The 14,301-nt window shown below is 45.0% G+C and carries 13 protein-coding genes; 4 read left to right on the top strand and 9 right to left on the bottom strand.

Translation table 11 applies throughout. The annotated features are described in order from the left end of the window. Positions 1-182: 182 nt before the first annotated feature. Genes AAC052_RS26005 through rpmH form a run of 5 tightly spaced genes read right to left on the bottom strand, consistent with a single transcriptional unit; the run spans position 183 to position 3,658 of the window. Positions 183-692, bottom strand: a complete 510-nt coding sequence (locus AAC052_RS26005) for a DUF2480 family protein (RefSeq protein WP_317489632.1) — start codon at positions 690-692, stop codon at positions 183-185. Between the two features lie 29 nt (positions 693-721). Then, the gene (gene tsaB, locus AAC052_RS26000; protein WP_317489631.1) at positions 722-1,408 is read right to left on the bottom strand and encodes a tRNA (adenosine(37)-N6)-threonylcarbamoyltransferase complex dimerization subunit type 1 TsaB; all 687 of its coding nucleotides are present in this window, start codon (positions 1,406-1,408) and stop codon (positions 722-724) included. A 2-nt stretch (positions 1,409-1,410) separates the two neighbouring features. Further along, positions 1,411-3,069 carry a S41 family peptidase gene (locus AAC052_RS25995; RefSeq protein ID WP_339816074.1) on the bottom strand — a complete coding sequence of 553 codons (1,659 nt, stop codon included), beginning with the start codon at positions 3,067-3,069 and terminating at the stop codon, positions 1,411-1,413. A gap of 7 nt (positions 3,070-3,076) precedes the next feature. Continuing rightward, a complete protein-coding gene (rnpA, locus tag AAC052_RS25990) occupies positions 3,077-3,484 on the bottom strand; it encodes a ribonuclease P protein component (protein ID WP_339816073.1) in 408 nt (135 codons plus the stop codon). A gap of 15 nt (positions 3,485-3,499) precedes the next feature. Further along, on the bottom strand, positions 3,500-3,658 hold the full coding sequence (gene rpmH, locus AAC052_RS25985) for a 50S ribosomal protein L34 (RefSeq protein ID WP_151996459.1): 159 nt from the start codon (positions 3,656-3,658) through the stop codon (positions 3,500-3,502). A gap of 147 nt (positions 3,659-3,805) precedes the next feature. Between rpmH and AAC052_RS25980 the strand changes: the two genes are divergently transcribed. After that, positions 3,806-5,506, top strand: coding sequence for a M61 family peptidase (locus AAC052_RS25980; protein WP_339816072.1), 1,701 nt, complete (start codon positions 3,806-3,808; stop codon positions 5,504-5,506). Position 5,507: 1 nt separating this feature from the next. Here AAC052_RS25980 and AAC052_RS25975 read toward each other — a convergent pair whose 3' ends face one another. Then, a complete protein-coding gene (locus AAC052_RS25975) occupies positions 5,508-6,506 on the bottom strand; it encodes an adenosine kinase (RefSeq protein WP_317489627.1) in 999 nt (332 codons plus the stop codon). A gap of 52 nt (positions 6,507-6,558) precedes the next feature. Next, the gene (locus tag AAC052_RS25970; RefSeq protein ID WP_339816071.1) at positions 6,559-7,476 is read right to left on the bottom strand and encodes a glycerophosphodiester phosphodiesterase family protein; all 918 of its coding nucleotides are present in this window, start codon (positions 7,474-7,476) and stop codon (positions 6,559-6,561) included. A 134-nt stretch (positions 7,477-7,610) separates the two neighbouring features. On the opposite strand from AAC052_RS25970, the gene AAC052_RS25965 reads away from it, so the two are divergent. Then, entirely contained in the window at positions 7,611-8,090 is a 480-nt protein-coding gene (locus AAC052_RS25965; RefSeq protein ID WP_339816070.1) for an LEA type 2 family protein, read from the top strand. A 61-nt stretch (positions 8,091-8,151) separates the two neighbouring features. Here AAC052_RS25965 and AAC052_RS25960 read toward each other — a convergent pair whose 3' ends face one another. Next, a complete protein-coding gene (locus AAC052_RS25960) occupies positions 8,152-9,216 on the bottom strand; it encodes a hypothetical protein (protein ID WP_339816069.1) in 1,065 nt (354 codons plus the stop codon). A gap of 228 nt (positions 9,217-9,444) precedes the next feature. Between AAC052_RS25960 and AAC052_RS25955 the strand changes: the two genes are divergently transcribed. Next, positions 9,445-13,008 carry a caspase family protein gene (locus tag AAC052_RS25955; protein ID WP_339816068.1) on the top strand — a complete coding sequence of 1,188 codons (3,564 nt, stop codon included), beginning with the start codon at positions 9,445-9,447 and terminating at the stop codon, positions 13,006-13,008. A 6-nt stretch (positions 13,009-13,014) separates the two neighbouring features. On the opposite strand, the gene AAC052_RS25950 is transcribed toward AAC052_RS25955, so the two are convergent. Further along, the gene (locus tag AAC052_RS25950) at positions 13,015-13,242 is read right to left on the bottom strand and encodes a hypothetical protein (RefSeq protein WP_339816067.1); all 228 of its coding nucleotides are present in this window, start codon (positions 13,240-13,242) and stop codon (positions 13,015-13,017) included. A 330-nt stretch (positions 13,243-13,572) separates the two neighbouring features. Here AAC052_RS25950 and AAC052_RS25945 point away from each other — a divergent pair, with 330 nt between their 5' ends. After that, the gene (locus AAC052_RS25945) at positions 13,573-14,292 is read left to right on the top strand and encodes an orotidine 5'-phosphate decarboxylase / HUMPS family protein (RefSeq protein WP_339816066.1); all 720 of its coding nucleotides are present in this window, start codon (positions 13,573-13,575) and stop codon (positions 14,290-14,292) included. The last annotated feature ends 9 nt before the right edge of the window (positions 14,293-14,301 follow it).

Below are 14,301 nucleotides of genomic sequence, written 5' to 3'. Positions count from 1 at the left end.
TCTCCCTCTGAAAGCGGATGCAAAGGTAATCATTCTTTTCCCCTTATTCCAAAATTTATTTCAAATAAATTTTTGGGGAGATTTCTTCAAGAGGTCAGTAAACTTTTTTGAGGGCGTTTCCCTCAAATGGGACTGCAAAAGTAGTGGCTTGATTTAAATATACAAGGTCTCCATCAGAATATTTATGACATTTTTTTGAACACTGGCACCGTACTACAAGGCTCTCCGTACATAAGACTTGAAACCCAGGGAATTAGCCTTTGCGTTGCTTCAAAAAAAGAAAAATCAGGATCAACCAAATTGCTGCAACCTTTGATAATTACTTTAGCCCCATCGAAAGTTGACCAGTCCTTTTTATCTAACTCTCGCAGAAATAATTTCTTTTCAAGCTCCTCAGGAGAGCCCTTCATGCTGAACGCAGCCACACCATTCACCTTAGTGGCCACTAACATATAAGCCCAGGTGGGGATAATTGCATCAGTCGAGCAGTAAATAGCGACCGACTTTCCCTGAAAGACAGACCAATCAAATTGCTTAATGGCCAGCCTAAAATCTTTTTCTCTAAGAATCATTCCCTGAAAAAGGTAGTCTTTCAGATCGAATACTGCCCTTTCACCCTGAGGGATAAACTCGGCCAAGTCGAGGGAAATCAATGAACTACTAGCTACTCTATTGACAATTGGTTGTTCCATTTTATGAAATACGAAGAACTAAGTGAACACTAGCTAACCGATTTTGGTTTGGTTGCTCTGAACTCTTTTAAATAAAACGGCTCGAAGTAGGCCAGATCTTTGAACGATGCAGACTGTAGCTGCTCCTGCGCCAACTCACCCATGTACTTTGCTGAGGGCACCATGTCGGATATGAAAACGGCATTAGCATTTTTACCTATCAGTTCTTTGCACTTGTCGGAGCCATTCCCAAAAAACCAAACCTCATGTTTCTTAAGGTATTCAGAAAATGAATGCTCATCTATTATATGTGGCGCAGTTTCCTGCTCAACACCCCCTTCCGAATTCATCACACAGGCATACACTTCCATTCGCCTGGCATCTATCATTGGGCATAGAAAAGCGCCCTTCGTATTAAACTTCTTCACTTCCGCCGCCATGGCATGCAAGGTATTTACCGAAAGTAGTGGTATTTCTAATGCATAGCACAAGCCTTTAGCGATAGACGTGCCTATCCGAAGGCCGGTATATGAGCCGGGGCCTTCAGAAACAGCGACTGCCGTCAAATCAGCCTTACTGAGAGACAATCCATGCAACGTAGTATCAATAATAGAAGGCAACAGGTTTGAGTGTGACTTGTCTATCCTGTACTCCTGGTAACCCAACAACTGTTTGTCGGCAAAAATAGCCACAGAGCAAACCGTAGTGGCTGTCTCCAAACATAAAATAACGGACATGTTTAGTTGGTTGGATTTAATAGCTCTGTGTACCTGCCGTCAGCCCGGAAAAGCTTTACAGCTTCGAGGATATCGGGGTCATAGCTGAAAGAAGATTCGATAATGCCTGCCTCGAAGTAGTAGCGACTTAATATCTCTTCTTCAAGCACCTCTTTTATCTCATCCTTGAATTGTTCCAAGTCTGTGCTCTTCATCTTATTCAACTGACTTCTCAGTTGTTGGATTTCATTTTCCAGCAGTGTGAGGTACTGCTCCTTTTTTGCAGAGGCCTCGAACCCATCAAGTGACCTTTCCATGGCGCTTGAGTATTTCAAATCTCGTTTAGCCAACCATCTTTTGAAATCAGCGAATTCCTCATCCGACAGTTTAAATGCGGCAGGGGATGGAATCGTTTTGTGCTCAAAATGATATTTGGTTGCATAATCGAAGACATGATTGCCATTGACCAGACCAAGAGTGACCGGCGCATACTCAATCATTTCCGCTGTAATGTCGGGATTAACGCCACCACCGTCGAAGACCACCCTGCCTTTTGAGGTTTTAAAGGCCACCATTAGTGAGTCAGGAATCTTTGCCACACTTCCGTCTGGGTTTCTGTGGGCATAATCGATCGCCTGAATGCATCGACCGCTTGGTATGTAGTATTTGGCTGTTGTAATTTTTAACTGGGAATTGTATGCCAGCGGCCTGGTTGCCTGCACGAGTCCCTTCCCAAATGTTCTTCTGCCTATCAACACACCCCTGTCATAGTCTTGAATAACGCCCGCAACAATTTCCGCCGCCGATGCACTGCCTCCGTTCACCAGAACAGCCAAGGGGATTTCGGTGTCAACCGCATCCTGATAGGCTTTGTAAGTTTTGTTCCAATCCTTCACTTTGCCTTTGGTGGTTACGATCTCCGATCCTTTTTTAACAAATGCGTTGGATACATTGATTGCTTCGTCGAGCAAACCACCGGGATTGCCCCTTAGGTCCAACACAATATATTTTGCGCCCTGTTTTTTGAGATCAGTTAATGCGTTTCTTACTTCTTTGCCTGCGTCGGTGGTGAAGTCAGACAGCCGGATGTAGCCGATATCGGATTGAAAGAGCCCGTAGAATGGGACGTTGTTAATGGTAATCTTTTCCCTGACCAGCGGCACGTCAAAGGACTTTTCTACGCCGTATCTTTCAATGGTCAAGACAATGGGGGTGTTAACGGGGCCTTTCAAAAGGTCGCTGATATTGTCTGAATACTTTCCGACAATGTCTTTGCCGTCTATTTTAGTCACCTTGTCGCCTATTTGAAGACCCGCCCGATAGGCCGGAAAATCCTTAAAAGGCATAATGATGGTGCTATAGCCATCCCTCTTCCCGACCAGGGCCCCTATGCCACCATACTGGCCTGTGGTGATGGTACGAAAGTCGTCATACTCGTCTTCTGAAATAAAGTCTGTGTAGGGGTCAAGTGAACTAAGCATAGCATTGATGCCACTTTTCACCATGTCATCCGGGCTAACCTCATCAACATAGTAGGTATTCACCTCTTTAAAAAGTGTGGCAAAAATATCCAGACTCTTCGCTATCTGAAAGTATTTGTCGTCTGGCTCAGTAAATGAAAGGCTAAAAATTCCTCCAATAACCAGCATCAACAAACTGCCTCTGATAATTCTTTTTTTCATAGACTTGCTATGTTTTTGCACTTTTCACATCATTCAAACGCTTCAACGCCGCAATTAGTTGACGCTCGATAAGTTGATAGGTGGCTTTTTCTTTACCAACGTAAATATAGGCGATTAAGAGGAAATTCTCCTGATCAGGCAGGGACGTGAGTGTGTGCTTGTGCAGTCGATAAGCTTCGAACATTCTGCGCCGAAGCAGGTTTCTGTCTACTGCTCTCTTAAAGTTCTTCTTCGATACTGAAAAAAGAATCTGATTAACCCCTTCAGGAACAGGGGATTCCATGTACTTGATAAGAAGGGGGTATAAAAAAAAAGAGGAACCTTTCTGGAAAAGTTCCTTAATACGCTTGTCTCTCTTTAACCTCTCCGACTTTGAAAAGGTAGCAGGTAGACTTTTATATTCCTGCTCCTTCATAAAAGCAGTGAAGATTTATTTCTTGTGACGACGCTCGTCAGACACAGTCAGTCTTTTTCTTCCTTTGGCCCTTCTGGCAGCCAACACCCTACGACCATTAGCAGTCGACATTCTTTCTCTGAAGCCGTGCTTGTTCTTTCTCTTTCTTACTGAGGGCTGAAATGTCCTTTTCATATCTATCTATTCTTCTTTGCCTAACTTAAAGTATCTTTCCGAGGCATACAATTGTAGTTCTTCAGAAAAATTACGGGCTGCAAAGTTAAAGAGCTTTTAATTAATTGCAAACAAGGAAGAGAAAGAATAGTTGGGAATTATTAAAAAATGATCAGATATACAGTTAGTTACAACAACCCGCTCAGCCACCTTATAAATATTGTCATGACTTTTGAGGCTAATACGGCCCAAAACGTGGAAGTTAGGCTGCCAACGTGGAGACCCGGGCGCTATGAGTTGGGGGATTTTGCCAAGAATATTTTACGTGTCTCGGCAAAAGGTTCGGTGGATGGAGTGCTGAAGATCAAAAAAACAAACAAAAGTGGTTGGGCATTTTTCTCAAAGAGCAAGCAGTCTGTTGAAATAAGTTATCAATATTATGCATATAAAATGGACGCTGGCAACTCATGGCTTCATGATGACCAGCTTTACGTAAACCCTGTTAACTGTTTGATGTATTTGCCAGATAGAATGACAGCGCCCGTTGAATTGCTTCTGAAGCTACCGGACCACTATGAAGTGGCCACTTGGTTGAAAAAAGAAGGCCGCCGGCTGCTGGCAGAAAGTTTTTACGAATTGGCCGACAGTCCGTTTATTGCAAGCCCATCGTTAACTCACCTGATCTATGAAGTTGACGGAATCACTTTTCATATCTGGCATCATGGATTGACGGATGCGAAACCGACCCAGATGTTGGATGACTTCCGAAAGTTTACAACCACTCAGTTACGGCTTTTTGGTGACTTGCCAATCGCAGACTATCACTTTTTGCTTCAATTTCTTCCTCACCAGGCCTATCATGGTGTGGAGCATGCTAATTCTACTGTTATTACTCTAGGGCCGTGCACCGGAGAGCATACTGCGAGCTTTTATGAAAAGCTGCTCGGCATCTCGTCGCACGAGCTTTTTCATGCATGGAACATTACCAGGATTCGCCCCGCAGAGCTTCAGCCGTACGACTTTTCGAAGGAGAATTATTTTGAAACGGGCTATGTAGCAGAGGGTTTTACTACCTACTATGGCGACCTGATGCTGGTAAGGAGTGGCGTTTACGACGAAGAATGGTATTTGAATGAGCTGAATAAACTTCTCAGCCGTCACTTTCAAAACTTTGGCAGGTTCAATCAATCGGTGGCGGAGTCGTCGTTCGATCTATGGCTGGACGGCTACCAGGCTGGTGTGCCTAACAGAAAGGTGTCGATTTATGTGAAGGGGGCCATCATTGCGCTTATGCTTGATTTGACGATCAGGATTTTAAGCAAAGGGAAGCATTCGATGGACGTCGTGATGCGGGCTCTTTGGGAAGATTTGTATAAATCGGGAAAGCCCTACGAGAAAAACGATATTCAAAACATTGCAGAAAAATTGGCCGCTCATCCACTTCAAGGCTTCTTCGATAAGTTTGTGGATGGAAATGAGCCAATTGAAAATGAACTCGGCACTATGGCTGACCAGTTTGGGCTGGCTCTGCAAAAGAAGCTTCCTGACGCTTTTCACGAAAGGGAGCTGGGTTTCAAAGTAAGGGTCGACGCAGACAGGTTGGTGGTTTCTCATGTACATCCTGAAAGCAGAGCGTTCGAAATGCTGTCAGTCGATGATGAGATCGTGAATGTGAACTCAGAAACTGCTACTGACAAAATGTTAACTGTTTTTGCGGCCGATTCTACAATTAGAATCAAAAGATACGGCAGGACTATTGATCTTTCTATTCCGACTGGCGGGCCCTTTTATGAAAGCTACTCTCTTGAAAAGAAAAAAGACCCAACGGCCGTTGAGTCTTCTCTTTTTAAGGGTTGGCTGATCGGGTAAACTATTCGAACAGGTGATTCATTATTTCCTTTACCTGGTGCCACTCCAGTCGGGGGCCGTACTGCGAAACTACTTTAGACGAAGCCAGGCTGGCCATTTTTCCCGCTTCGGCAATTGAGTGGCCATGCGTGATTCCGTAAAGAAAAGCACCTGAGAACATGTCCCCAGCTCCTACGGTGTCCACCGCATTTACTTTGTATGGCTCAATATCGATGAAAGTATCTCCATCGTAGATCATAGCACCGTTTTTCCCTTGCGTGATGGCGAATTTTTTTGCGGCCTTTTTTAACTCCTCCCTGGCATGGAGAATGTTGTTCTTTCCAGTGAAGAGCATTGCCTCCTCTTCGTTGCAAAAGAGCAGATCGACACTTGCACCCACAACTTCTTCCATTTGAGTCTTGAAGTACTTCACCATGCTTGGGTCAGAAAACGTCAATGCTACTTTCACGCCATTTTCTTCGGCTATTTTCTTAGCATGTTTCATTGCCTCAAGGCCGGTCTCGCTTGTCACCAGGTAGCCTTCAATATAGAGGTACTGTGAGTCCTTTAAGGCTCTTTCGTCGATTTCAGCGTTAGAAAAGTTGGAAGTAATACCAAGGAAAGTATTCATCGTGCGATCAGCATCGTCAGTCACCATTACCAGGCACTTTCCAGTGATCCCCTCCGGGGCTGTAGCGTCAGTCAGGTTGGTGTCAACGCCGTTTTTTCGTAGATCTTCAAGGTAAAAGTGTCCAAATTTATCATTGGCGACTTTGCAGGCATAGTAGCATTTTCCGCCAAACTGACTTGTGCCGATAATGGTATTAGCTGCTGAGCCTCCGCACTGCATCATGTTTTCGTCAAGGTGAAGTGCTTCAATAAGTTCATGCTGTCGGGCTTCATCCACCAGCGTCATCAAGCCCTTTTCTACTTTATATTTTTCCAGAAAGCTATTATCAGCATCAAAAACAATGTCCACCAGGGCATTCCCGATACCAAAAACGTCGTAAGTCTTTTTCATTTATATCAACAGCTATTTTTTACAGCGGGCAAAGGTAGTGAATACCTTATAATTATGAAGCTACCTGTTCGATGAGGTTAGGGTAGTCGGTGATAATGCCGTCGACGCCCATTTTGATGAGCTCCTGCATTTCCGACACCTCATTTACCGTCCAGGGGATTACCTCAAGGCCTTTGCCGTGTAAAAATAGAACATCGTCGGCAGTCAATCTTTTGAAATAGCAGCTATAAACTGCAGGGGTGAAGCCCAGTTCGCTGAGGTTTTCTTCGACGGACAGGTCATTCCCGACGAGCACAGATAGTTTCACTTCAGGATAGGTTTCATGAAAATAACGAAGTATCCGAAAATCAAATGACTGGATGGTCAATTTGTCGAAAGGCACCTTGCCATTGATTTCAGCGTACACAAGTTCGCAAAACACACTTGGCTCGGGGTGGTATATATGGTCTCCCTCCTTGTCTGACTTCAATTCGATATTATAGAAAGGGATGTTGAGGCCTTTGTCATCGGCATATTGATCCACTACTTTGAACACTTCCGACAAAAGCGGCTTATTAACTTTCATTTTTTCCTGATCAGGGAACCCCGGATGAAGCTTACTGCCACAATCGAACATTGCGAGTTCATCGCTTCGCATTTGATAAATATTCCACTTCATTTCAGACCCTTCTGCAATAGGGTTGCCCAAAGAGTCGGTGCAAAAAGTTGGTGACAGAAATGAATCGTGAGACACTACTACCATGTTGTCGGCCGTTATGACCACGTCCATCTCGAGTGTTTTGATATCGTATTCCATGGCCTTCAAAAAAGCCGGTATAGTGTTCTCAGGCATAAGCCCTCTTGCACCCCGGTGGCCTTGCCAATCGAACGATGGAACCTGAGGTGTGCATGAAAACAAAAAGGTGGCTAAACCAAAACATAAAATATTGCGCATCATTTTTGAGTAAGACCTTGTGGAAGTGTTTGACATAAAGTTTTCGACGAATTTGAACAGGTATAAACGGTTGAGGAAGAATAGTGTTATTCCGACTGAGCTTCTTCGAATTTGAAAATGAATTAGATAGCCGAAAAATAATCTTTTAATTTGAGCCACGAAACGGAACTATGAGAAAAGCCCTGGTAAATAATTTAATATTTTGTTCAATCCTTTTTTTGGGCTGGAGTTGCAAGCAAGCAGAACCCGCTGAGCTGATCAGGTTCCAAAAGCTTACTTTCGGCCCCGTTGTCAATAATGAAACGCAAGTTAGAGGGGAAGCACTGTTATATAACCCGAACTCTTTTGGTGTAAGCATCAAAGAAATTCAGCTACAGATCGAAATTGAGTCTACTAAAGTGGCCTCTTTAAGGGAGGTTAAAGTAGTAAAGGCAGGTGCAAAAAAGGAATTTGTAGTCCCATTTCAGGGCATACTGGTTATGGCTGATATCCAGAAAATTGTTGAAAAAGACGGGCTGGCCTATCTGCTGGGCAAAAAAGTGCCTTTGCAGTTTACCGGCGAAATTAAAACAAGCATCGCAGGCTGGTCGTCGAAATATCCTGTGAATGTAAAAGAAGAAGTTAGCCTCAATAAATTGCTGTCGAGATAAACGGATTGGGAGTGGCGGCAAGCAAAACAACTTTCCGCTTTTCATTCCTGGCATTTTGCCATCAAGACAAAACCTTGATGCGGGTGAAGATATAATCCAAGTCTTCTTTGTTAATGACCATTCTGTAAAAATCCGTATCTCCCAGCTGTTCAGGATTGTAGCCAGTTTGTCTCAGGTATTTTTCGGTTGTCTTCTGGTCGAACCAATGGATCAGAGATATTGAGCCGTTTTCAATCTCAAGGCAGGTGATACCACGCTTCCCGATTACCGTGCCCGAGTTGAAAAGAACGGGAATGTGAAAAATGGAATGATACAGGTTGCCGATTTCCAGAATGGGGAGCTTCTTGCTATAAATAGCTTTCAACTCCTTTTTGTAGGCCTTAATGCTCTTCAAAATCAAAGGCTCCTCTCCCTCCTTCAATCCAACAAGCTCCCTGCACAACTGCTCTATTTTGTACTTAAGTCGCTCCGCTTTTGACAGTGATTCAAACAGCGGGCGGTGCGTATGACCGATCACCGAAGCAATTTTATTAAAGACTGAATAATTATAGACCCGCCTTTCGATTTTGTATTGCTTTCGGCTGTCGTGCGCCACTGAGAAGTTTTTGATTCGAAGTGGGTTGGCTATGTATTTCAGTGTGAAGCCAATAAGCCTGTTGCTTTTCTGATATTTTTTGGAAGCCTGGTGGCCGTGAAAAATAAAGATGGGATTGTCCTTGTACATCAGTTTGGCCGACTCGTACAGTTCGTACTGGAACGGTTGCTCTGGTTCGGTTACCAACGTGAGGTCGTGGTTGCCGACAGTTTTTATGAGCAAATTGTTCTTATTTATTTCATCAAAGAGCTCATACACTTCCGCCCATTGTTTCGCTATTTTTTTCAAAGAAAACCTTTGGAGCTCTTCAATGTCACCATTCAAAACCATGGAAAACCCTTTAGGAATGTAGTAATCTCTTACTGATTGAATGAAGAGGTTGGAATTTGGAAGAAAGTCATCTTTGGAGCTCCCATCCCCCATGTGTAGGTCACTAAAAATTACGAATTTACTCTTCTTATTAATCGGAAATGACGGAGCTCGTTCGAACAACTCATCGAGATTTTTATAGACCAGCTTAGCTTCGTTCATTTGGTTAGGTTGGGATGAAACGGGAAAGTAAATGCCTTCTTTTCAAAACGAAGAAAGGTGCATTTTAAATAATTATTACCTGATTGTTATGACTCCTTTGGGCTTCCTCGAATTCGTTGTAGAACCTAAGTTAATTGTCCCTTACAAGTTAAAAATAAAGCGCAATACATTGCGGCATACTTTTAGCTAAATTGCATTATCAGGTTTCACTTTCTAAAAGATACTGTAATGAGACTCGTCCTAAGTTTCCTATTTTTCTTGACTTCATTTGTTGCAGGAGCCCAGCTACCTAAGCTCATTGTGCCAATTGGCCACACCAACCCGGTGATTGGTTTGGCAACGGATCCCTCCAACACCTATCTGTACAGCATTGATGGAGGCTCAGAAGTAACCGTTTGGGATATCCGGACAAAAACAGTAGTCACTTTTTTGGAAGGGCACAATAGCACCATTACGTCAATTAGTGCCTCAGCTGATGGGAAATATCTCGCTACAGCAGATGCGTCTGGTAAAATTGTGATCCGTCATCAGTCGGACTGGAAAATCGCAGGTATTGCCGATGTGGAAGGAAGCGTTACTCAAATTCAATTTGACGCAGAAGGGAAATTATTGGGTGCTCTTACCACTACTGGCAAGCTATCGGTGATTACAGCGAACAAGCCTCAAGAAACTTATAGTGTTGAATTGAAGGAGAAGAAAATCACCAGCTTCACCTGGAACGCTGCAGGCAAGCTTGCCCTCGGTTGCGATGATGGCACCCTGGCTATGCGTCAACCGGGCGCTGAAGCGGCTACCATTGTTACCAATTCGGCAAAGGCTGTAACTGGCATTGTGCCAGGTGCGGAAGAAGATTCCTGGATTTACGTGACTGGAGACGGCGAGATATTCCGCTGTCGAACCAACATGATCGTTTCGCAAAACAAGTCACCTCTACCACGAATTATCAGTATGCATGCATCGAAAGACTTGCTGGTGCTAACCGGGAGGGGTAGCAACAGGAATGTCCACTTTTATCCGCTCTCAGGTGGTGAAGAAGTCTCTGACAAAATACAAATCCCGACAGCCTTGCTCGAACAATCAGGCAGTGCCATCGGGCTACAAACAGCGATCTTTTCTGCGAATGGGAGAGAACTATTTCTGCCCGACTATGAAGGAGGCATTCACGCCTATGACCTTACCACAGGAAAGTACAATGGTGCCTTTGTCGGCCTTGCCTCCAAAATCCTTTCTCTGGCGATTAATAAAAGCGGCACGCAGCTAGCTGTCGGCAGAAACGATGGTGTTGTGCTTTTCGACCTAACGGGGGCCAGTGCTCCTAAGCAACTGAAAACTGCCTCTGCACCAGTTATCGGCCTTGCCTTCGGAACCAACCAGTATCTGCTGGCAGGCGTGCAACAAAATGGAACTGTATCTGCCTGGGACACCAAATATGATGCGGTGGTGTACAGCAGAGCCACAGGTGAGAAACTCACCTACCCCTATCTGGAAGTAACAGCCGATGACCAGCGCATTATCAAAAAAGTAGACAATGGCACAGGCATTTTTTCAATTAAAAGCGGCAAGAAACCCAAAGTAATCAAGCTGAAAGAAAGCTTTGATCAACGCCTAACGCCTGATGGGAAGCTGCTACTGGCTCAAGACGCTTCGGCTGGCATTACCTTCTATGATACTGAGAATTTCAAAAAGCAAAATGCTATTAAAGTTGATGGGCTTCAATATTTCGAAGTAAGCGCCGATGGAAAATGGATTGGAGCCGTTGTTAAAAACAAAGGAACGAGCCTCCAGCTTATCGATATGGGCAGCGGTAAAGCGGTGAAAAATATACCCGTACCAGATGGCAAAACGATTACAAGGTTGAAGTTTGATCCTAGCGGTAAGCACCTTGTTACGCTCTCCAATGTGATCAGCAAAGGAAGCAGTCAGGGTGACTATAGCATCACTTTCTGGGATCTTGAAAAAGGTGCTGAAGCCTTCCAACTTAAAGGCCATTCTGCGGCTGTTTCAGGGCTGGCATTCAGCAGCTCTGGAGAAGTGCTTTTTTCCTCCGGCTTTGATGGGCTGATCAAATGCTGGTCGTTGAGCGACAAGAAAGAGCTGGCAACCCTGACGCCTTTAAGTGCAACTGATTGGGCAGTGGTGGCTGGCGATGGGCTGTTTGATGCTTCAAGAGAAGCTATTTCACAAATGCATTACTCGGTTGGTAAGGAGTCCATTGCCCTGGAGCAAATGAAAGACAAATTTTATGAGCCTTACCTTTTACCAAAACTACTTGGCTTTCATAAAGACCCCATCCGGCTATCTCCGAAGCTGGACGGCTTTGATCTCTACCCGGAAATAAAGCTGGCACATCCCGAGCAAAATAACGGTAAGCTGGGGATCAACCTGAATGACCAGGGAGGTGGCATCGGGCGAATTGTGATTTTCATCAATGGCAAGGAGGTGATTAATGAGTCAAGAGATGTATCGACCACTACAGATGGTTTTGCAAGCTTCGACTACGGCATTGAAAATCATCCCTACATCAAAAAAGGAGGACTTAACAAGATTACAGTAAAGGCCTACAACCAGAATGGCTACCTCTCAAGCCCTGAGAAGAGTGTTTACCTGATCGACGAGAACAAAGTTGGCGGTGCCACACCATCAAAAGTATATGGCATAGTGGCGGGCGTTTCAGATTACCAGGGAAACGACATGGACTTGAAGTATGCAGCGAAAGATGCTGAAGACTTCTATGGCGCCATAAAGCTGAGTTCTGAGAGTCATTTCGGGAAAGAGAATGTGAGCATTAAGTTGCTTTCTACCCTGCCAGGCCACGACAAGCCTACAAAAGTGAACCTCGTTTCGGAGCTGGCAAAAATCAAAAATGTGGCTACATCAAACGACTATCTTGTTGTTTATCTTTCGGGTCATGGTGTGGCTGATAAGGGAGAAGACGCTGACTTTTATTACTTAACGGCCGATGCTTCGAGCATGGAAGTTGGCGGTAATAAAGAAAGAGCTAATTTTTCCCTATCAAGCAAAGAGATCGCCAAGTTGATTATGGAAGTGCCTACTATCCGGCAGGTGCTTATCATAGATGCCTGTCATTCGGGTCAGCTGGCACAGAACCTCTCGGGCAGCAGCTTCACCATGAGCTCTGAAGAGGCAAGAGCCCTTGAAACGTTGAAAGATCGGACGGGGCTTTATATTATCGCCGGGTCGGCTGCCGATGCGGTGAGCTATGAAGCCTCTGCTTTCGATCAGGGCCTGCTCACCTACTCGCTACTGTACGGTATGAAAGGCCCGGCATTAAGAGAAGACCGATACATCGACATTATTAGTCTCTTCAATTTTGCTTCGCAAAAAGTACCCGAGCTGGCCTCAGAAATTGGTGGCATTCAAAAACCAGAAGTGAGAGTGCCTAACGACCTCAACACCTTTGACATTGGTGAACTTAATGATGAGCAGCGAAAGCAAATTGCGTTGAAGGCCAACAGGCCAGCCGTGGCTGCTTCTCTTTTCCAAAATGAAGCGTCGTTTATTGACGACCTACAGCTGGGCGAATTGATAGATCAGCGTTTGAAGAAGCTTGAAGGGCAGAATAGCCAGGCGGGCGTGATGTTTGTTGACGTAAAAACTTTCCCCGAAGCTTATGTGATCAGGGGAAGGTATACTGAAGACGGAGAAAACATATCAGCAGTGGGTGCAGTGTTTCAGGGCAAAAAGAAAATTGCTGATGTAGAGGCAACGTCAAAGGATGCTAGTCAGTTGGCAGACATGATCATAGATAAGGCACAGCAGTCGATCAAATAGCGGCTGCTAGTTGCAGATCACGCAGGTACCTCCTTCCGCTCTTTCGCAATCGGTTTGCGTAGCGTAGCAGGTACCGGCTCCGGCTTTTGACCATGGGCTTGCGGCCGTGCAACCAGTACAGGTAGGGTTTTCGTCATCTCCGCCACAAGAAGCGAAAATCAGCGTACCTGCAATCAATACTGCCAGGCTGACTGACGAAAGAATGCGCTTTTGACTTAAAAGAAAGGCTTTCATATTATCGGTTGATCGTGCTAATATAGCTAAAGCCCAGAAATTTGTTCTCCACTTTTAAAAAGTGTTATTTTCTTCCTACAAAACCGTGTGGCACCTTTCCACATAATTTCAGGGACTTTCATGGAAATAGTTGCTAAATTATGACCTACCCTAATTTACAACACCTATGAATTCTGCTTCGCTCTCAACAAGGCTTCGCCTCCAAGCTTTTCTCCAATTCGCTGTGGTTTTAGCTGCCAAACCAAAAAAAGCATCTCCATCTTCAGGTTCCATTCAACCTTGTTGAGATCGGCCAACCTTTCCAACCTCAACTACAACGAACATCCTTCTATGAAACCCATTGTACAAATCTCCCTTGACCTTACCGATATAGACGAAGCACTCGAAACCGCTGCCATGGCACTGCGGGCAGGTGTCGATTGGCTGGAGGCCGGCACGCCGCTCATATTAGCTGAAGGGCTTCATGGAGTGAGAAAACTGAGAGAAGCCTTCCCCGGCACCCCAATAGTAGCTGACCTCAAAACCATGGATGGCGGCTATCTGGAAGCTGAGATGATGGCCAAAGCGGGCGCTACTCATGTGGTAGTAATGGCCAGGGCCCATGCAGAGACGATTAAATGCGTGGTGCAGGCTGGGAAAGATTTCGGAGTGGAAGTGATGGGCGACAACCTCGGGTGCCCCGATATGGTGGAAGGAGCAAAATGGCTTGAAGGGCTCGGATGTGATTACGTAGTGCATCACATAGGCTACGATGAACGAAGAGGCATAGCGGCGGCAGGAAAAAGGATGCCGAGTCCGCTGGACCAGCTCAGAGAAGTAGTGGAAGCAGTGAACATTCCAGTGCAGGCAGTTGGTGGATTAAGTTTGGAGCAGGCCATTCGGTGCCCTGAATTTGGAGCTCCGTTGGTGGTTTTGGGGGCGCCATTAACGATCGACGCCGACGCCTTTAAAACAGCGGATGGGAATCTAGAAAGCTCACTGAGGCTGATTTGCGAAAAAGTGCACGGTTATGGGGAGGTGGAAATCAAAACGGCAAGCAATAGACGATAGTGCAAAAGA

Source organism: uncultured Imperialibacter sp. (assembly GCF_963974565.1).
GTDB classification, from domain to species: domain Bacteria; phylum Bacteroidota; class Bacteroidia; order Cytophagales; family Cyclobacteriaceae; genus Imperialibacter; species Imperialibacter roseus.
Note: the sequence above shows the minus strand (reverse complement) of the source record. Positions and strands in the feature narration are given on the sequence as shown.